An 18,039-nucleotide genomic window follows, 5' to 3' on the forward strand; every position below is an offset into this window, starting at 1 on the left:
ACGCACAGGGCCCCGGAGAGACAGCTCTCCGGGGCCCTGCTCGGACCGTGCGGTGTTCGGTGCAGGTGTACCCGAACTGTGTTCAGTGCAGGTGTACGGCGTCCCCGTCCGCCGCCTCGACCTCTTCGCGCGTGATGCCCAGCAGATACAGCACGGTGTCCAGGAACGGTACGTTCACGGCGGTGTCGGCGGCCTGCCTGACCACCGGCTTGGCGTTGAACGCGACGCCAAGACCTGCCGCGTTGAGCATGTCGAGGTCGTTCGCACCGTCGCCGATCGCCACCGTCTGGTCGAGCGGGACCCCGGCCTCGGCGGCGAACCGGCGCAGCAGCCGCGCCTTCCCTGCCCGGTCCACGATCTCGCCGACGACCCGGCCGGTCAGCTTCCCGTCGACGATCTCCAGCGTGTTGGCGGACGCGAAGTCCAGCGCGAGCTCGTCCTGGAGCGCGTCCGTGACCTGGGTGAACCCTCCGGACACGACGCCCACTTGATACCCGAGCCGCTTGAGCGTACGTACGAGAGTCCGGGCGCCGGGCGTCATCCGCACCTCCGCCCGCACCTTCTCCACCACATCCGCGTCGAGCCCCTCCAGCAACGCCACACGTGCGTGCAGCGACTGCTCGAAGTCCAGCTCCCCGCGCATCGCCTGCTCGGTGACGGCGGCAACCTCGGCCTCGCACCCGGCGTGCGCGGCGAACAGCTCGATGACCTCGTCCTGGATGAGCGTCGAGTCGACGTCCATCACGACGAGCCGCTGGGCCCGCCGGTGCAGCCCCGCCGACACGACGGCCACGTCCACGCCGATCCCCGCCGCCTCGACGGCGAGCGCGGTCCGCAGGGGTTCCGTCTCGACGCCGGATACGGCGAACTCGACGGCGGTCACCGGGTACTTGGCAAGGCGGAAGATGCGGTCGATGTTGCCACCGGTGTCGGTGATCCTGGCCGCTATGGCCGCCGTCGACTCGGCGGTCAGCGGATGCCCGAGCACGGTCACGTGCGAACGGCCGCTGCCGCGCGGCCGGTTGTCGCCCGTACCGGAGATGATCTCGGTCTGGAGGTTGAGGGACTCGGCCCAGCTGTGCACGGTTGCCCGCAGTTCGCCCGATGTGCTGACGGTCGGCTCGGTGACCAGCACGCACAGGACGATGCGGCCACGGGTGACGACCTGCTCGATGTCGACGACGTCGACGGAGTAGGCGGCGAGGGTGTCGAAGAGCCCGGCGGTGATCCCGGGGCGGTCCTTCCCGAAGATCTTGACGAGAAGGGTGGGGACGTCGGTATTCGGCAGTGCGCTCATGGTGTCTCCACCGTATCGCCCGACGCCTGAGCATCCCCTACCTGTCCCGCCTGGCGGACAGGGGAGACGCGGGCCCGCGGGGCGGCGGTGGGGTGGGGCGGTCGCGGAGGGGCGTGCCGCGGTGGGGGTTAGGGCTCTAGGGGCAGGCATTTAGGGGCGCGGGGAACTGCGCGACCAGCCACGACGCACCCGCACGAAACCCACCCACCGCCTTGCGCCGAGCAGCCCGCACACTCACGCCACACCGCAGATGAGCCCTACCTCCGCCCCGGCTCCCCAGGCGGCGGAGGCTCCTCCTCGGGAGACTCCGCCGGCCACCGCCGCCCCCCACGCCCCGGCGGAGCCCCCGGCGGCCGCGGCGGCCCCGGAATCCCCGTGATCGTCGGCGCCGCATGCCGCCCGTCCTTCGTCTTGCGATGCGGCACGGACCCCATCGACCCGGCCGGCGGCGGCGTCGCTCCCGCCGCCCTCGCCCCGGGCCGATCCGTGGGCGGCTCCCGATACCGATCGTCCTCCGCCGGCCGCAAGTAGGGATTCGCCTCCCCAGCCCCGTACGAGGACGAAGGCGACGGCCTATAGGGCCCCACCCCGTACGCCACATCCGGATAGGTCCGGTCCCCCCGCCCTGTTCCCCCCGGCCGAGGCCGGGCCAGCGGCGCCGCCCGCCACCCCGCCGCGCCCGAGGCGCACGCCAGCAGTGCCCCCGCCGCACCGGCCCCGGCACCCCACACCACTCCCAGCAGCAACGCCATCGGCAGGCTCCCGCGCAGTTCGAGCCCCGCCCCGAACGCGTCGAAGCCCAGCACCGAGAGCGACGCGTCCGCCGACACCCCGGTCAGCCACACCAGCAACGGCAGCCCCAGCCCCGTCACCGCCCCCAGCGCCACCGCGCACTGTCCCGCGTAGCCAGCCACCGTCAGGTCCTCGCGGGGTGTCCGCGAGGCCGCGAGCACACCCGCGTACAGCATCATCACGGCGGTGGCGACGGCCAGCAGCCAGACCCGCCCGTCCAGTTCGGCGAGCCGGGCCACCGTGAGCGGCCGTTCCGCGCCGCCCGAGAGCAGCTCGTCGAAGGGTGTCGGCAGCACATTCACCAGCTGTCCCGTCGCATGGCCGGTCCACGGCACGAACAGCCCCACCGGTATCGCCAGCCACACCCCGTTCGGCGCACCGAGCAGGGCCGCCCCGAGCACCCGCCCGGGGTGGTCGTCGCCGATCGCCGCGTACAGGGCCGCCGCGATCCCCGCGAGCACGGCCACCACCAGCACCGCGACCAGTGCGGACGCGGCCGGGCGGAGCACCCGGTGCACCGCGTCCCAGCCGCGCGGCAGCGGCGTACGGCGCGAGGCGAGCAGCGCGATCAGCAGCACCCCCACCACCCACACCGTCCCGCCGAGCAGCGAGCTCCCCGTATTGACGCCGAAGCCGACCGTCGCCTTCGCGTCGACGAGGTCGGAGATCTTGCCGGGAAGGAGTCCGCCGAGGTCACCGAGCGAGTCCGGGAGCTTGTCCGCGATGCCACCAGGAAGATCGTTTCCGGGAATTCTGTCGAGTCCGAGCTTCGCGCCGTCAATCGTGATGACGTCGTGACCCGCCCATGCGAGGCCACCCAGAGTGATGAGGAACAGCGCCGCCGCCGCGCCCGCCCGGACGGCCAGTTCGGTGCCGGGAATCTCCCGTCCGGCGCTCTTCAGCGACCGCAGGAAGAAGAAGGCGAGCAGCAGGGCGCCGACCAGACCCACACCAAGTGGCGCAATGTCGACGGCGGTTCGGGCGGCGGCGCCCTCGATCCCGAAGGCCGACACGTTACCGGTCGGGGTCACGGAGCCGCCCACCGCGAGGACGACGACGGCGGCGGTCATCGCGCGCAGCGACCCGGCCGTATCCGCACCGAGCAGGTGCAGACCCAGCGCCGCCGTGCCCGCCATTCCCACTAAAGCCCAGCTCACAGCGGCAACTGAGGCGAGCAGAACATCGCCCCAGCGCACGCCGCCCCGACCGTTCGCATCCATCAGGCCACCCGATCCGTACCGGTAAGTCCCAATCGGCCAACTCGCGCATGATCCGTACGCAGTCGTACGCACTCATGGTCGCTTACCACTCTCCGGTGGTGTTTCTGCCGAGTCAACGGGCGTGCGGCGGTCGCGCGCACCCCCTCTTCACATGGCCCGACTTTCGTATTCGAGCCCGGGCCTGAAATAGTTCCCCCCGATGTTCACCATCCCTAGACTCCCGGTGACGGGCGTAACTACGGGGGACAACTAGTGGGGCATGGAGTGCCGGAACTCGTACTGGAATTGAATGGAAGGACCTGGGCTCTCGATTCGTCCAGGTCGTACACCCTGGGGCGCGATCCCCAGGGCGACGTGGTGATCGACGACGCCAGGGTCTCCTGGCGGCACGCCACGATCAGCTGGGGCGGCCGTAGCTGGGTGATCGAAGACCACGGCAGCACCAACGGCACGTACGTGCAGGGTCAGCGCATCCACCAGATGGAGATCGGCCCCGGCTCCGCCGTACACCTGGGCAACGCGACGGACGGGCCGCAGCTGGGCCTCTCCGGATCGGCCGGAGGTGCGGGTTCCGCCGCACCCCAGCAAGCCGCACCCCAGCAGGCGGCGCCGCAGCAGCACCAGCCCGCGGCGCACCAGCAGGGTCAGCCCCAGCAGGCAGCGCCGCAGCAGGGCCAGCACCAGCAGCCGAGCTGGCAGCAGCAGTCCGGGCAGGGCCAGGCGCCGCAGCCGAGCTGGCAGCAGCAGTCTCAGCAGCCGCAGCACCAACCGCCTCAGCAGCAGCACCAGCAGTCCGCGCAGGGGCAGCAGCCGCAGTACCAGCAGCGGCCCGCCGCCCAGGCCCACGTGCCCCAGCCGGGCCAGGGCGCCTCGCCCGGCGGCGCCGCGGGGGCCCCGCCGGTGTACGGCGACCGCAGCCCGACCACGTTCCACCAGATGGCACTCGGCCGCGTCATGCGCATCGGCCGTGCCCTGGAGAACGAGCTGGTGGTCTCCGACCTCCAGGTCTCGCGGCTGCACGCCGAGTTCCACGCGACGCCCGACGGCCGCATGGAGATCCGCGACCTCGGCTCGCACAACGGCACGTACATCAACGGCCAGCCGATGCAGAAGTCGGGCACGGCGCTGCTCGGCCCCAACGACATCGTCGGCGTCGGCCACTCCACCTTCCGCGTCGTCGGCGACCGGCTGGAAGAGTTCGTCGACACCGGTGAGGTCTCCTTCTCCGCCCGCCACCTCACGGTGACGGTCGACGGCGGCAAGGACATCCTCAAGGACGTCTCCTTCGGCGTCCCCGAGAAGTCCCTCATCGCGGTCATCGGCCCCTCCGGCTCCGGAAAGTCGACCCTCCTCAAGGCGCTCACCGGCTACCGGCCCGCCAACAAGGGCGACGTCCTCTACGACAACCGGAACCTCTACAAGCAGTTCGCCGAGCTGCGCCAGCGCATCGGTCTGGTCCCGCAGGACGACATCCTGCACAAGGAACTGACCGTCAAGAAGGCCCTCAAGTACGCCGCCAAGCTGCGCTTCCCCGCGGACACCACGGAGAACGAGCGCAACCAGCGGATCGACGAGGTCCTCGGCGAGCTCAAGCTGGACATCCACAAGGAGAAGAAGGTCACTTCTCTCTCCGGCGGCCAGCGCAAGCGCGTCTCGGTGGCCCTGGAGCTCCTGACCAAGCCGTCGCTCATCTTCCTGGACGAGCCGACCTCGGGCCTCGACCCGGGCATGGACCGCGACGTCATGCAGCTGCTGCGCGGCCTCGCCGACGACGGCCGCACCGTCCTGGTCGTGACCCACTCGGTGGCCGAGCTCGCCATCTGCGACAAGCTCCTCGTGATGGCGCCGGGTGGCTCCGTCGCGTACTTCGGTCCGCCCGAGGAGGCGCTCAACTTCTTCGGCTACAGCACCTGGGCCGACGTCTTCTCCGCCTTCGAGAACTACCGCGACTACGACTGGGCGGGCCGCTGGCGCGGTTCGCAGCACTACCAGATGTACGCAGCGGACATCGACGCCGTCGCCGCCCAGTCCGTACACATGCCGCCCCCGCAGCAGATGCGCCCGCCGAAGCCGCAGGGCTGGGGTGCGCAGCTGATGACGCTGATCCGGCGCTACGTCTCCGTCATCGCGTCCGACAAGGGCTTCATGGGCCTGATGGTGATCCTGCCCGCCGTCCTCGGCCTGGTCAGCGTCGTCATCCCGGCCGACTTCGGACTCGGCCCGCCCAAGAAGCCGTCCATCTACAACGGCGACGCGGGAACCATCATGCTGATCCTCGCGGTCGGCATGTGCTTCTCCGGCGCCGCGAACTCGGTCCGAGAGCTGATCAAGGAACGGGTGATCTACGAGCGCGAACGGGCCACCGGCCTCTCCCGCTCGGCGTACCTGATGTCCAAGGTCATCGTCCTCGGCGTGATCACGGCCATCCAGGGCGTCATCATCTGCGGCATCGGCTTCTCCACCCGGGACCTCCCGGCGGAGGGCCTGATCATGCCGCCCGCGGTGGAGATCTGCGTCTCCGTCATCGCGCTCGGCTTCACCTCGATGATGTTCGGCCTCGTCATCTCCTCGCTGGTGAAGACCTCCGAGAAGACGATGCCGCTGCTGGTCATGTTCGCGATCGTCCAGGTCGTGTTCACCGGCATCCTCTTCAAGGTGTACGGACAGGTCGGCCTGGAGCAGTTCGCCTGGCTGATGCCGTCCCGCTGGGCCATCGGCGCCGCCGGCACCACGCTGGACCTCGCCCACCTGATGCCGCCGTGGGACCGGCAGAACCCCACCGACCTCGACCCGCTCTGGGAGCACACGGCCTCCCAGTGGGGCATCAACATCGCGGTGCTGCTCGCACTCGGCCTGATCTGCGGCTTCGCGGTCGCCCGTCTGCTGCGCCGGCACGAGCCCGAGGTCATGCGCAAGTGACGAAGCACTTCTCGTACGTACGAGAGCGCTGCGTGTAGGTACGCGAAGAGGGCGGCCCCCCGGATCGGAATCCGGGGGGCCGCCCTCTTGTCTGTCCGCGTGCGGACTCAGTAGGCGCCGTTGACGTTGTCGATGGAGCCGTACCGGTCGGCGGCGTAGTTGGCCGCGGCGGTGATGTTGGAGACCGGGTTGTAGATGTCGTGCGGGGTGCCCGGCACGTGGTACGCGTTGAACGTCGGCTGGATGACCTGGAGGAGGCCGACGGACGGGGTGCCGTTCTGGGCGTTGATGTCCCAGCCGTTCATGGCCCGGGGGTTGCCGGTCGACTCGCGCATGATGTTGCGGTGCAGCCCGTCGTACGAACCGGGAATGCCCTTCGCCTTCATCACGGCCAGCGCCTCGCGGATCCACCCGTCGAGGTTGTTCGCGTACACCGGCTTGCGGGCGGCGGCGCGGCTCGCGGCGGCCTGCTCGTCGGCACGCTTCTTCGCCTCGGCCTTCGCCTTCGCCTCAGCCTTTGCCTTCGCGTCGGCCTTCGCCTTGGCCTCCGCCTTCGCCTTGGCCGCCGCGGCGTCCTTGACCCGCTTGTCGGCGACGGAGTGCTGCTCGGCGATGCTCGCCTGCACGGTGCTGCTGCCCTGCGAGGCAACCGTCGCGACCGTCGCCATGTCCTGCGTGCCCGCCTCGGCGGAACCACCGCCGGGCAGAAGGGTGAGCGCGAGGGAAGCGGCGCCGAGAGCGGCGACACCGGCGATCGAGACCCGGTGGGTCTTGGTCAGGCGACTATGGCCAGGAGCGGAGGACATGCAGACGTACCTCTCGAAGGGGACAAGGAAGCGCCGCGGACTCCGAGGACTCCGCGACGGCAGCCATTGTTAGCGGCCGCAAAATCCCCAGGCAAAGGTGTGATGTACGAAGCCGGATAGTGGACCGGGGGTCGCCAGGACCCACCCCGCACCCCCACACCCCCCGCTCACACGCCCTTTACACGTCCACTACGCGCCTTCGTAAGTGACCTGCGTCCTATGCCCGGCCTCACACCACCCTCACGACAAACTCACCAACCGTAACCACTGCAAAGCAATCGGCTACCAGAGTGCTGCGACGCTCGCCCTTCTCCGCCCCGCCCTCGGCCCCAAGACCCACCTCGGCCCCAAGCCCCACCCCCGTCCCAAGCCCCAGATCCGTCCCAGGGCTCACCTCTGTCCCAAAGCCCAGGTCACTCCCACCCCACGACCGCCCCGCGCCCGCCCGGCCCCCGCCCCGAGACCTAGTCCCCAGGTCCCTCCCCACTGCCGCCGCAGGGCCGATCCCGTCCCCCTGCCCCACCGGTACGGTGACCGACATGACCCCCGGCCTCCACCCCACCTCCGGCGGCCTGGCAGCCGTCAGTTCCGCCCTCCTGGCCATGAGCCGCCACCTCGAAGTCCGCGACGTCCTCAAGACGATCGTGGCCTCCGCCCGCGACCTCCTCGACGCCGAGTACGCCGCACTCGGCGTCCCCGACGACCACGGCGGCTTCGCCCAGTTCGTCGTCGACGGCGTCAGCGACGAACAGTGGAAGGCCATCGGCCCGCTGCCCCGCCAGCACGGCATCCTCGCCGCGATGCTGCACGGCGCCCAGACCGAGCGCCTCGCCGACGTGCGCAAGGACCCCCGCTTCGGGGGCTGGCCGGACGCCCACCCCGACATGTCCGACTTCCTCGGCCTCCCGATCCGCGACGGCGACGAGGTCATCGGCGTCCTCTTCCTCGCCAACAAGCTCTGCGCCAAGCCCGCCGACGGCGGCTGCGGCTTCACCGCCGACGACGAGGAGCTCCTCACGATCCTGGCCCAGCACGCCGCGATCGCCCTCACCAACGCCCGCCTGTACGAGCGCAGCCGCGAGCTCACCATCGCCGAGGAGCGGTCCCGCCTGGCCCACGAGCTGCACGACGCCGTCAGCCAGAAGCTCTTCTCGCTGCGCCTCACCGCCCAGGCGGCCACCGCCCTCGTCGACCGCGACCCGGCCCGCGCCAAGGACGAGCTCCAGCAGGTCGCCGCCCTCGCCGCCGAAGCCGTCGAAGAACTCCGCGCAGCCGTCGTCGAACTGCGCCCCGCCGCCCTCGACGAGGACGGCCTGGTCGCCACCCTCCGTACCCAGATCCAGGTCATGGACCGCGCCCACAGCGCCCACGTCGTCTTCGACAGCTGCGGTGTACGCGCCCTGCCCGCGGCCCAGGAGGAAGCGATGCTCCGCGTCGCCCAGGAAGCCCTGCACAACGCCCTGCGCCACTCCGGCGCCGACCGCGTGGATGTCGTACTCGAAAAGCGGGACGACCGCGTCCGCCTCAGCATCGCGGACGACGGCTGCGGCTTCGAGCCCGGGGGGGTGCGCCGCGCGGGCCGCCACCTCGGCCTGGTGTCGATGCGGGACCGGGCGAGCGGCGTCGGCGGCAGGCTCACAGTGGATTCGGCGCCCGGAAAGGGCACCACGATCACCATGGAGGTCCCCGGTGCCTGAGGCCGGCCAGAACGTCCCGTCCCAGGGAGCGAAAGTGAAGATCCGTGTCCTGCTGGTCGACGACCACCAGGTCGTACGGCGAGGACTGCGCACGTTCCTCGAAATCCAGGACGACATAGAGGTCGTCGGTGAGGCGGGCGACGGCGCGGAGGGGGTCGCCCAGGCGGAATCCCTGCGCCCCGACGTCGTTCTCATGGACATCAAGATGCCCGGAGCCGACGGCATCGAGGCCCTGCGCAAGCTCCGCGAGCTCGCCAATCCGGCGAAGGTGCTGATCGTCACCAGCTTCACCGAGCAGCGCACGGTCGTCCCCGCCCTGCGGGCGGGCGCCTCGGGATACGTGTATAAGGACGTCGACCCGGACGCCCTGGCCGGCGCCATCCGCTCGGTCCACGCCGGCCATGTGCTCCTCCAGCCCGAGGTCGCCGGCGCCCTGCTCTCCCAGGACGAACCGCACAACGGCCACGGCCGGAACACCTCCCTCACCGACCGCGAGCGCGAGGTGCTCGCCCTGATCGCGGACGGCCGCTCCAACCGGGAGATCGCCCGCGTCCTCGTGCTCTCCGAGAAGACCGTCAAGACCCACGTGTCGAACATCCTGATGAAGCTGGACCTCGCGGACCGCACCCAGGCCGCGCTCTGGGCCGTCCGACATGGCCTGACGGACTGAGCGGCACCCCGTACGAAGCTGATACGGAGCGTCGTCCTCCGGCCTGAGTTTCATACTGTCGTGTGTACGTCATCCGAATGGCGCAACCTGTTCGGCGCGGAGCCGTTCTTCATGGCGTGCTGCGGCGGCTGGCCGTGGCCACCGCTAGGAGGAACCTGAAGTGAAGAACCTGAAGAAGGCCGCTGCCGTCACTCTGGTCGCCGGTGGGCTCATCGCCGCGGGCGCCGGTGCCGCCTCCGCCACCGGTCACGGTGCGGACGCCAACGGCAAGGCCGTCGGGTCGCCGGGCGTCGGCTCCGGCAACCTGGTCCAGGCCCCGGTGCACATCCCCGTGAACGCGGTCGGCAACACCGTCTCCGTCATCGGTGCCCTCAACCCGGCCTTCGCGAACGACGGCGTCAACAGCTGACCGACCTCCCCCGGGTCGCGTCCCGAGAACGGCCCCCGGCATCAGCCGGGGGCCGTTCCGCATGCCGGGCCCCCGCCGCGCCGTGCGCGTCGATCGTCCGCCTATTCGTCCGAACGGGGGGCATCCGTGCCCTGGCCCGTGTCATCCGGTCGGCCCGGACGTTTCCCAGCGTGCGACCCCGCGGCTGGGGCCGCTCCGCTCACTGCAGGAGGAACACTTCCCATGAACACTGCCAAGAAGGCCGCCCTGGTCCTCGCCGTCGCCGGCCTCGCCGCGGGCGCCTCCGCCGGTGCCGCGTTCGCCGACGCCGACGCCGACGGCACGGCCACGCACTCCCCGGGCGTCGGCTCCGGCAACCAGGCCCAGGTCCCGGTGCACGTCCCGGTGAACGTGGTCGGCAACACGGTCAACGGCATCGCCGGCCTGAACCCCGCCTTCGGCAACACCGGCGTGAACAGCTGACGTTCGCCGCTCCCCGCACCACCCGAAAGCCCCGCAGCCTCCTGCTGCGGGGCTTTCCCCCTGCGGTCCCGGAGAACCCTCCCCCTGCGGCCCCGGAGAGCCCTCCCCCTGCGGCCCCCGGAGAAGCGGTCCCGGAGAGCGGCAACCGCCGCCCCCTCACGCCCTCTCCTCCACCACCACTCCGTACGCCGCCACCATCGCCCGCCGGGCCACCCTCTCCACCGGCCTCAGCGCCTCCCCCCGGGCCCAGATCTCCGAAGCGCTGACAGCACCCCCGTGCCCGCTCCCGTACGCCAGGGACACCATCAGCCCCACCCGTCGCGCCATCTCCAGTACCCGCACCGCACGGGGCGGGTACCCGGGAGCCAGGACCTCGCGGGAAGCCTCCGCCCTGGCCCGGTAGGCATCGAGCGCCGCCGAAGCCACCGGCCCCGACCCCGCCACGTCCAGCCGCGTCAGCACCGCCGTCGCGTCCCGCAACGCCTCCGCCAGCTCACGCTCCGCCTCCCCGAGCGACGGCACGTCCGCCGGCGGCGCGTCCCGCACCGGCGAACACACCCACGTCACCTCCACCCGCACGTCTCCCGCGGGACCGATCTCCTCGACCTCCGGTACGAGCCCGAGCGCGGCCCCCGTACAGACCACCGCCTCCTGCGCCTCCAGCGCCCGCGCGTTGAACTCCGGCGGCCCGCTGAGTCCCAGCGGATGCCCCGGCGCGGGCAGTGCCACCCGCAGCCCGGTCGCCCCGAGCACCCGCAGCCGCCCCAGCGCCAGCGTGAGTCCGACCGGCGCGTCCTCTCCCGGCAGCCCGGTCACCCGGTGCACCGCGTCGTCCCCGACAACGGCGGCCGCGGCGTCGTCCGGCGAGACGAATCCCCCCAACAGGGCATTTCCCCAGGCCGCCAGCATTCCTGAACGTGGTTCCGTGAGCATGCGGACAGCCTAGATTCCCGCGCCCGCCCGCCCCAAGATGCGGCCCAAGAGCGGTCCCAAGGGCAAGACTGTCCGACCGGTGGCGTAGGTTTTCCTTGGGCGCTGTGCCCACAGGCACACGCGACATTTCGATACTGCATGGGGAGACAACGCGCTCATGAGCGATGTACTGGAGCTGGTGGACGTATCCGTGGTCCGCGACGGACGGGCTCTGGTGGACGACGTCTCCTGGTCGGTGAAGGAAGGCGAACGCTGGGTCATCCTCGGGCCGAACGGCGCCGGCAAGACCACGCTGCTGAACATCGCCTCCAGCTACCTCTTCCCCTCCTCCGGCTCCGCCACCATCCTCGGCGAGACCCTCGGCAAGGTGGACGTCTTCGACCTCCGCCCCCGCATCGGCATGGCCGGCATCGCCATGGCCGAGAAGATGCCCAAGCGCCAGACCGTCCTGGAGACCGTCCTCACCGCCGCGTACGGCATGACCGCCACCTGGCACGAGGACTACGACGAGGTCGACGAGCAGCGCGCCCGCGCCTTCCTCGACCGGCTCGGCATGACCGAGTTCCTGGACCGGAAGTTCGGCACCCTCTCCGAGGGCGAGCGCAAGCGCACCCTGATCGCCCGCGCGATGATGACCGACCCCGAGCTGCTGCTCCTGGACGAGCCGGCCGCCGGTCTCGACCTCGGCGGCCGCGAGGACCTGGTCCGCCGCCTCGGTCGGCTGGCCCGCGACCCGTACGCCCCCTCGATGATCATGGTCACGCACCACGTCGAGGAGATCCCCCCGGGCTTCACGCACGTCCTCATGATCCGCCAGGGCAAGATCCTCGCCGCGGGCCCGGTGGAGACCGAGCTGACCTCGCGCAACCTCTCGCTCTGCTTCGGTCTGCCGCTCATTGTCGAGCACCGCGGCGACCGCTACACCGCACAGGGCCTCCCGATGGGCTAAGTGGTGTCGTACGTACGGCACTTGAGCCGGTACGTGACGCCTGTGCGCCCTGTCCGCGCCGACCACCCGCCCCTACCATGACCATTGTGAACATGGACGCATGGCTCTGGTGGCTGATCGGCGCGGCGGTGCTCGGCATCGCACTCGTCGTCACGACGATGCCCGAACTGGGAATGCTGGCCGTCGGCGCGCTGGCGGGCGCGCTCACCTCGTACCTGGGCGGCGGTCTCGTCACCCAGGTCCTGGTGTTCGCGGCGGTCTCGGTCGTCCTGATCGCCGTCGTACGCCCGGTCGCCGCCCGGCACCGAAGTCAACGGCCCCAACTGGCCAGCGGGGTCGACGCGTTGAAGGGCCGCCAGGCCGTCGTTCTGGAACGCGTCGACGGCGGCGGGGGCGGCCGCATCAAACTGGCGGGCGAGATCTGGTCTGCCCGCGCCCTGGATTCCGAGCAGTCCTTCGAACCGGGCCAGCAGGTCGACGTGGTCGAGATCGACGGCGCAACGGCCGTCGTCATGTGAGTCGTCAGCTGAGCGGAACACCTCGCACGCCGCGCCGCCATCTGGGAAACTCGATCATCACCGCACGCTCGATCTTCACCGCAGGACCGAGAGACACGAAGGGCACGGGGAAGCGATGTCATCCATCATCATCGTCCTGATCATTCTGGTGGTGCTGGTCTTCATCGCCCTGATCAAGACGATCCAGGTCATCCCACAGGCCAGCGCCGCCATCGTCGAACGATTCGGCCGCTACACCCGCACCCTCAACGCGGGGCTCAACATCGTCGTCCCGTTCATCGACTCGATCCGCAACCGGATCGACCTCCGCGAACAGGTCGTCCCGTTCCCGCCCCAGCCGGTGATCACCCAGGACAACCTGGTGGTCAACATCGACACCGTCATCTATTACCAGGTGACCGACGCCCGCGCCGCGACGTACGAGGTCGCCAGCTACATCCAGGCCATCGAGCAGCTCACCGTCACCACGCTCCGCAACATCATCGGCGGCATGGACCTGGAGCGCACCCTGACCTCCCGCGAGGAGATCAACGCGGCCCTGCGCGGTGTCCTCGACGAGGCCACCGGCAAGTGGGGCATCCGCGTCAACCGCGTCGAGCTCAAGGCGATCGAGCCGCCGACCTCCATCCAGGACTCGATGGAGAAGCAGATGCGCGCCGACCGCGACAAGCGCGCCGCGATCCTCCAGGCCGAGGGAACCAGGCAGTCGGCCATCCTCACCGCCGAGGGCGACAAGCAGTCCGCGATCCTGCGTGCCGAGGGCGAGGCGAAGGCGGCGGCCCTGCGCGCGGAGGGCGAGGCCCAGGCCATCCGTACGGTCTTCGAGTCCATCCACGCCGGCGACGCCGACCAGAAGCTCCTCGCCTACCAGTACCTCCAGATGCTCCCGAAGATCGCCGAGGGCGATGCCAACAAGCTCTGGATCGTCCCCAGCGAAATCGGCGACGCGCTCAAGGGCCTGTCCGGCGCGATGGGCAACTTCGGCCCGATGAGCGGTGGTTCGGGCGGTTCCGGCAGCGGCAAGGAACGCCGCGAACAGCCCCCCATCGACTGACCCGCCCCGCCCCTCGTGCATGATCCGTGCATGATCGATGCATACGGCAGCGATCATCACGGCAATCACGAGGGGCAGCACCGCATGACGATCTGGGAGATGCTCGCCGTCTTCGCCGCGGGAATCGGCGCGGGCACCATCAACACCATCGTCGGCTCCGGCACCCTCATCACCTTCCCGGTGCTGCTCGCGACCGGCCTGCCGCCCGTCGTCGCCAACGTCTCCAACACCCTCGGCCTGGTCCCCGGCGCCATCAGCGGCGCCATCGGCTACCGGCACGAACTGCGCGGCCAGCGCTCCCGCATCGTCCGCCTCGGCAGCACCGCCCTGGTCGGCGGTCTGATCGGCGCGATCCTGCTGCTCGCGCTGCCGTCCTCGGCGTTCGACACGATCGTCCCCGTGCTGATCGGCCTCGCGCTGATCCTGGTCGTACTCCAGCCCAAGCTCGCCGCGGCGCTCAAGCGGCGGCGCGAACGCAACGGCGCCCCGGCGGCAGGACCGCACCCGGACGGCGGCCCCGCCCTCCTGCTCGGCCTGCTCCTCGCCAGCGCGTACGGCGGCTACTTCGGCGCCGCCCAGGGAGTCCTCTACCTCTCCCTCATGGGCCTCCTGCTCAATGACACCCTCCAGCGCATCAACGGGGTCAAGAACATCCTCGGCGCCGTCGTCAACGGAGTCGCCGCGGTCTTCTTCCTCTTCGTCGCCGAATTCGACTGGACGGCGGTGCTCCTGATCGCCGTCGGCTCCGCCCTCGGCGGCCAGCTCGGCGCCAAGGTCGGCCGCCGCCTGCCGCCCACGGTCCTGCGCGCGGTGATCGTCGCGGTCGGCATCGTCGCGATCACCCAACTCCTGCTCACCTGAGCCCGAACCCCTGCTCACCTGAGCCCGAACCCCTGCTCAGCTGCGCCCGCACCCCTGCTCAGCTGGGCCCGCACCCCTGCTCGGCCGAGCCCAGCTGCCTGCCATGGACGCGAAGAAGCCCGCCCCCACCACGGGACGGGCCTCCTCACCACCGGTTCGTCCGGTCTACGCCGCCGCCTGCGCGAGCCAGTCCGGCAGCGAGTCCCACTCCCCACCGCGCAGCGACAACAGCATCGCGTCGGCCGGGGTCGGTACGAACGGCTGGAACAACAGCGGCATCCCCGCCTTCTCGGGCGTACGGTCCGCCTTGCGGTGGTTGTCCTCGGCGCACGAGGCCACCGTGTTCAACCAGCTGTCCGCCCCACCGCGCGACCGCGGCACCACGTGGTCCACGGTCGTGGCCCTCTTCCCGCAGTACGCGCACCTGTGCTGGTCCCGTATCAGCACGCCCCGCCTCGACCAGGGAGCTTGTCTTCGGAACGGCACCCGTACGTACCTGCTGAGCCGGATCACCATCGGCACCGGAAGATCGACTGCGGCGGCGCGCATGCGCAGCCCGGGATGCGACTTCTCGACCACGGCCTTGTCGTTAAGGACAAGCACCACCGCACGGTTCAATGTCACCGTCGACAGTGGCTCGAAGCTCGCGTTCAAAACCAGCGTGTCACGCATCCCGCCCACCCTCCGTGTGCCGGCCCACCCCTTGGCGGGCTTGGATCAACTCTGGCGGGACTCGCCGCGATGGACAACGCATTAACGGCGTCCCCGGAGGGAAGCAACCGTCCCCCCAAACAAAAACTGCCCGCTCCCGATCTCTTTCAAGACCGGGAGCGGGCAAATACCCCGTGAATCTTCTCCGACGCTGCTCAGCCCTCTGCCGGAGTTTCGAACTGAGCTACGAGCTGTGCGCGCCCGAGCGTGTGGAACCGAAGGTTGAACCCGACGACAGCGGGCGACGCGTCCGCGTCGATGCCCAGGCTCTCGACGTCCACCGCGTACACGGTGAAGACATACCGGTGGTTCTCGCCGGCCGGGGGAGCGGCCCCGCCGAAGTCCTTCGTCCCGTAGTCGTTACGAGCCTGGAGCGCGCCCTCGGGCAGCCCCTCGAACTTCCCGCTGCCTGCGCCCGCGGGCAGCTCGGTCACGGTCGCCGGGATGTCGAAGACCGTCCAGTGCCAGAATCCGCTCCCGGTCGGCGCGTCCGGGTCGAAGCACGTCACGGCGAAGCTCTTCGTCTCCGCAGGGAACCCTTCCCACCGCAGCTGCGGCGAGGTGTTCCCACCGGAGTAGACCTGAGCGTCCCGCAGCACGGCCCCTTCGGCGACGTCCGCGCTCAGCACACCGAACGACGCCACCGGGGGGTGGAAGTCGTGTGGCAGCGGCGCCCTCTTGGCCTCGGTCACGTCAACACCTTCCTCACTGCTCTGTTCTCTGCACTCTGTTCCCCGCCCTCGGTTGCCGCGCTCCGTCCTCCGCGCGGTCAACCCGTCTGACCCTAGAGCCAGTTGCGCTGCCCACCGACCTCGGCCAGCCACTGGTTGAGGTACCCGGCCCAGTCGGTGGCCTGGAAGTCGTGCAGCCCGACCTGGAACGCCCGGTAGGAGTCGCTGCTCGCACTGAACAGCCCCGGCTTCTTGTCCATCTCCAGGATCACGTCCATCTCCCGGTCGTCCGCGACGAACGTCAGCTCGACCTGGTTGAGCCCCCGGTACTGCTGCGGCGGAAGGAATTCGAGCTCCTGGTAGAACGGCAGCTTCTGCCGCGTCCCCCGGATGTGCCCGCGCTCCATGTCCGCGCTCTTGAACCGGAACCCCAGCTGGACGAACGCGTCCAGAATCGCCTGCTGTGCGGGCAGCGGGTGCACATTGATCGGGTCCAGGTCCCCGGAGTCGACCGCCCGGGCGATCTCCAGCTCCGTGGTCACCCCGATGTCCATGCCCCGCAGGTGCTGCCCGGCGATGTTGGTGACGGGCGTCTCCCACGGGATCTCAAGCCCGAACGGCACCACGTGCACCGCCCCCGCCTGCACCTCGAAGGCCCCGCCGAGCTTCACCTTGGTGAACTCGATGTTCTGCTTGACCTCCTGGTCGCCGCCCTCGACCTCGACCCGCGCCTGAAGCCCTACGGACAGCGCCTCGATCTGCTGCGCCACGGACCCGCCCTGGATCCGCACCTCGCCCTGCACCACACCACCCGGTACGACGTTGGCCTCGGTGAGCTCCGTCTCCACGGACGCACCGCCCGCACCCAGGCTCGCCAGCAGCTTCTTGAATCCCATGGTTCTCCCCTAAATTTCCGGTCCTGACCGGTACAAACGCTCAATGCGGGCGCCCGGTTCCGCACCTACCCGCGCAAGGAGTACGTACCACCCGGGCTCCACTACCCTCGGCAGGCATGATCGCGCCGACACCGGACCGTACGCCGCTCACCCGCGCCTTCTTCGACCGGCCCGTACTGGACGTGGCCCCGGATCTCCTGGGCCGCACCCTGGTACGCCGCGCCCCCGAAGGCTCCGTGGAACTGCGCATCACAGAAGTAGAGGCGTACGACGGCGAGCGAGACCCCGGTTCGCACGCGTTCCGAGGCCGTACCGCCCGCAACGCCTCCATGTTCGGCCCGCCCGGCCATGCGTACGTCTACTTCATCTACGGCATGTGGTTCAGCCTCAACCTCGTGTGCGGCCCCGAGCACCGGGCGAGCGGAGTTCTGCTCCGGGCCGGCGAGATCACCGCGGGCGCCGACCTCGTCCGCACACGACGACTTTCAGCCCGGAGCGACAGTGAACTGGCCAAAGGCCCCGCCCGCCTGGCCACCGGCCTGGACATCACCCGAGCCCTCGACGGCACCGACCTCTGTACGGGCCAGGACTCGCCCCTCTCCGTACTGCACGGCACCCCGACCACGCCTGACCAGCGACAGAGCGGACCGCGCACGGGAGTGGGCGGAGAAGGGGCGGTCCACCCCTGGCGCTTCTGGATCGCCGGAGACCCCACGGTGAGCCCCTACCGGGCCCACAAGCCCCGCCGTCGGACAACTTGACGCGCCCCCGCCGCCCGCCTAACGTAGCCCGAGCCGCTTGAAACGGGCACTGCTGTCGGCACGGTCCATCGGACCCACCCAAGCAGCCCCCGGAGCGGCCAACCACTACTACGACTTCCCTAACGGGTGCGGATTTCGGCATGCCTGAATTCACTCCCACCGACTCGATTATGAGTCGCAAGGGAAAGCCGCTAAAGTAGTGAACACGCCGAAAGGCAAAGGCCCTCCAACGGCCACCGGAAAGAAAATCCAAACCGGAAACGGCGCGGAAACGATCTGGTAGAGTTGGAAACGCAAGAACAACAGAAACACCGAACGAAACGTCCGGAGGAAAGCCCGCGAGGGTGAGTACAAAGGAAGCGTCCGTTCCTTGAGAACTCAACAGCGTGCCAAAAGTCAACGCCAAATATGTT

Annotated in this window: 17 protein-coding genes; 10 read left to right on the plus strand and 7 right to left on the minus strand. The window is 70.0% G+C overall.

What is annotated here, in order from left to right; translation table 11 throughout:
• Positions 1–82 precede the first annotated feature (82 nt).
• Both serB and ACH4SP_RS18980 read right to left on the minus strand, forming a co-directional pair.
• Entirely contained in the window at positions 83–1,297 is a 1,215-nt protein-coding gene (gene serB, locus ACH4SP_RS18975; RefSeq protein ID WP_398416240.1) for a phosphoserine phosphatase SerB, read from the minus strand.
• A gap of 257 nt (positions 1,298–1,554) precedes the next feature.
• Entirely contained in the window at positions 1,555–3,309 is a 1,755-nt protein-coding gene (locus tag ACH4SP_RS18980; protein ID WP_398416241.1) for a streptophobe family protein, read from the minus strand.
• A 252-nt stretch (positions 3,310–3,561) separates the two neighbouring features.
• Here ACH4SP_RS18980 and ACH4SP_RS18985 point away from each other — a divergent pair, with 252 nt between their 5' ends.
• Entirely contained in the window at positions 3,562–6,228 is a 2,667-nt protein-coding gene (locus ACH4SP_RS18985) for an FHA domain-containing protein (protein WP_398416243.1), read from the plus strand.
• Between the two features lie 107 nt (positions 6,229–6,335).
• Here the strand turns inward: ACH4SP_RS18985 and ACH4SP_RS18990 are convergent, their stop codons facing one another.
• The gene (locus ACH4SP_RS18990; RefSeq protein ID WP_398416244.1) at positions 6,336–7,034 is read right to left on the minus strand and encodes a transglycosylase SLT domain-containing protein; all 699 of its coding nucleotides are present in this window, start codon (positions 7,032–7,034) and stop codon (positions 6,336–6,338) included.
• 539 nt (positions 7,035–7,573) lie between these two features.
• Between ACH4SP_RS18990 and ACH4SP_RS18995 the strand changes: the two genes are divergently transcribed.
• The 4 genes from ACH4SP_RS18995 (at position 7,574) to ACH4SP_RS19010 (ending at position 10,272) form a co-directional block, all read left to right on the plus strand.
• Positions 7,574–8,731: a GAF domain-containing sensor histidine kinase gene (locus tag ACH4SP_RS18995; protein WP_398416246.1), complete on the plus strand. Its 1,158-nt coding sequence runs from the start codon at positions 7,574–7,576 to the stop codon at positions 8,729–8,731.
• Positions 8,732–8,765: 34 nt separating this feature from the next.
• Complete coding sequence (locus ACH4SP_RS19000; protein ID WP_398416248.1) at positions 8,766–9,401, plus strand: response regulator; 636 nt, start codon at positions 8,766–8,768, stop codon at positions 9,399–9,401.
• Positions 9,402–9,561: 160 nt separating this feature from the next.
• Complete coding sequence (locus tag ACH4SP_RS19005) at positions 9,562–9,810, plus strand: chaplin (protein WP_398416250.1); 249 nt, start codon at positions 9,562–9,564, stop codon at positions 9,808–9,810.
• Between the two features lie 222 nt (positions 9,811–10,032).
• Positions 10,033–10,272, plus strand: a complete 240-nt coding sequence (locus ACH4SP_RS19010; protein ID WP_398416252.1) for a chaplin family protein — start codon at positions 10,033–10,035, stop codon at positions 10,270–10,272.
• Positions 10,273–10,428: 156 nt separating this feature from the next.
• Here the strand turns inward: ACH4SP_RS19010 and ACH4SP_RS19015 are convergent, their stop codons facing one another.
• Complete coding sequence (locus ACH4SP_RS19015) at positions 10,429–11,205, minus strand: hypothetical protein (protein WP_398416254.1); 777 nt, start codon at positions 11,203–11,205, stop codon at positions 10,429–10,431.
• A 157-nt stretch (positions 11,206–11,362) separates the two neighbouring features.
• On the opposite strand from ACH4SP_RS19015, the gene ACH4SP_RS19020 reads away from it, so the two are divergent.
• The 4 genes from ACH4SP_RS19020 (at position 11,363) to ACH4SP_RS19035 (ending at position 14,587) form a co-directional block, all read left to right on the plus strand.
• Entirely contained in the window at positions 11,363–12,154 is a 792-nt protein-coding gene (locus ACH4SP_RS19020; protein ID WP_398416255.1) for an ABC transporter ATP-binding protein, read from the plus strand.
• 86 nt (positions 12,155–12,240) lie between these two features.
• Positions 12,241–12,672 (plus strand): NfeD family protein, encoded by a 432-nt coding sequence (locus ACH4SP_RS19025; RefSeq protein WP_398416258.1) that lies wholly within the window; start codon positions 12,241–12,243, stop codon positions 12,670–12,672.
• Between the two features lie 115 nt (positions 12,673–12,787).
• Positions 12,788–13,726 (plus strand): SPFH domain-containing protein, encoded by a 939-nt coding sequence (locus ACH4SP_RS19030; RefSeq protein ID WP_398416260.1) that lies wholly within the window; start codon positions 12,788–12,790, stop codon positions 13,724–13,726.
• An 84-nt stretch (positions 13,727–13,810) separates the two neighbouring features.
• Entirely contained in the window at positions 13,811–14,587 is a 777-nt protein-coding gene (locus ACH4SP_RS19035; RefSeq protein ID WP_398416336.1) for a sulfite exporter TauE/SafE family protein, read from the plus strand.
• Positions 14,588–14,752: 165 nt separating this feature from the next.
• Here the strand turns inward: ACH4SP_RS19035 and ACH4SP_RS19040 are convergent, their stop codons facing one another.
• From ACH4SP_RS19040 to ACH4SP_RS19050, 3 genes are all read right to left on the minus strand, one after another.
• Entirely contained in the window at positions 14,753–15,259 is a 507-nt protein-coding gene (locus tag ACH4SP_RS19040) for an HNH endonuclease (RefSeq protein WP_398416262.1), read from the minus strand.
• A gap of 194 nt (positions 15,260–15,453) precedes the next feature.
• Entirely contained in the window at positions 15,454–15,990 is a 537-nt protein-coding gene (locus ACH4SP_RS19045; protein ID WP_398416264.1) for a YbhB/YbcL family Raf kinase inhibitor-like protein, read from the minus strand.
• Between the two features lie 92 nt (positions 15,991–16,082).
• Positions 16,083–16,865, minus strand: a complete 783-nt coding sequence (locus tag ACH4SP_RS19050) for a sporulation protein (protein WP_398416266.1) — start codon at positions 16,863–16,865, stop codon at positions 16,083–16,085.
• Positions 16,866–16,984: 119 nt separating this feature from the next.
• Between ACH4SP_RS19050 and ACH4SP_RS19055 the strand changes: the two genes are divergently transcribed.
• Positions 16,985–17,626: a DNA-3-methyladenine glycosylase gene (locus ACH4SP_RS19055; protein WP_398416338.1), complete on the plus strand. Its 642-nt coding sequence runs from the start codon at positions 16,985–16,987 to the stop codon at positions 17,624–17,626.
• The last annotated feature ends 413 nt before the right edge of the window (positions 17,627–18,039 follow it).

Source organism: Streptomyces sp. NPDC021093 (assembly GCF_044333135.1).
In the GTDB taxonomy this organism is placed as follows: domain Bacteria; phylum Actinomycetota; class Actinomycetes; order Streptomycetales; family Streptomycetaceae; genus Streptomyces.

Bases quoted from the DNA above. Each gene is read 5' to 3' on its own strand.
- serB (WP_398416240.1), bottom strand. From the start codon at position 1,297: ATGAGCGCACTGCCGAATACCGACGTCCCCACCCTTCTCGTCAAGATC.
- ACH4SP_RS18980 (WP_398416241.1), bottom strand. From the start codon at position 3,309: ATGGATGCGAACGGTCGGGGCGGCGTGCGCTGGGGCGATGTTCTGCTC.
- ACH4SP_RS18990 (WP_398416244.1), bottom strand. From the start codon at position 7,034: ATGTCCTCCGCTCCTGGCCATAGTCGCCTGACCAAGACCCACCGGGTC.
- ACH4SP_RS18995 (WP_398416246.1), top strand. From the start codon at position 7,574: ATGACCCCCGGCCTCCACCCCACCTCCGGCGGCCTGGCAGCCGTCAGT.
- ACH4SP_RS19010 (WP_398416252.1), top strand. From the start codon at position 10,033: ATGAACACTGCCAAGAAGGCCGCCCTGGTCCTCGCCGTCGCCGGCCTC.
- ACH4SP_RS19015 (WP_398416254.1), bottom strand. From the start codon at position 11,205: ATGCTCACGGAACCACGTTCAGGAATGCTGGCGGCCTGGGGAAATGCC.
- ACH4SP_RS19020 (WP_398416255.1), top strand. From the start codon at position 11,363: ATGAGCGATGTACTGGAGCTGGTGGACGTATCCGTGGTCCGCGACGGA.
- ACH4SP_RS19030 (WP_398416260.1), top strand. From the start codon at position 12,788: ATGTCATCCATCATCATCGTCCTGATCATTCTGGTGGTGCTGGTCTTC.
- ACH4SP_RS19035 (WP_398416336.1), top strand. From the start codon at position 13,811: ATGACGATCTGGGAGATGCTCGCCGTCTTCGCCGCGGGAATCGGCGCG.
- ACH4SP_RS19040 (WP_398416262.1), bottom strand. From the start codon at position 15,259: ATGCGTGACACGCTGGTTTTGAACGCGAGCTTCGAGCCACTGTCGACG.
- ACH4SP_RS19050 (WP_398416266.1), bottom strand. From the start codon at position 16,865: ATGGGATTCAAGAAGCTGCTGGCGAGCCTGGGTGCGGGCGGTGCGTCC.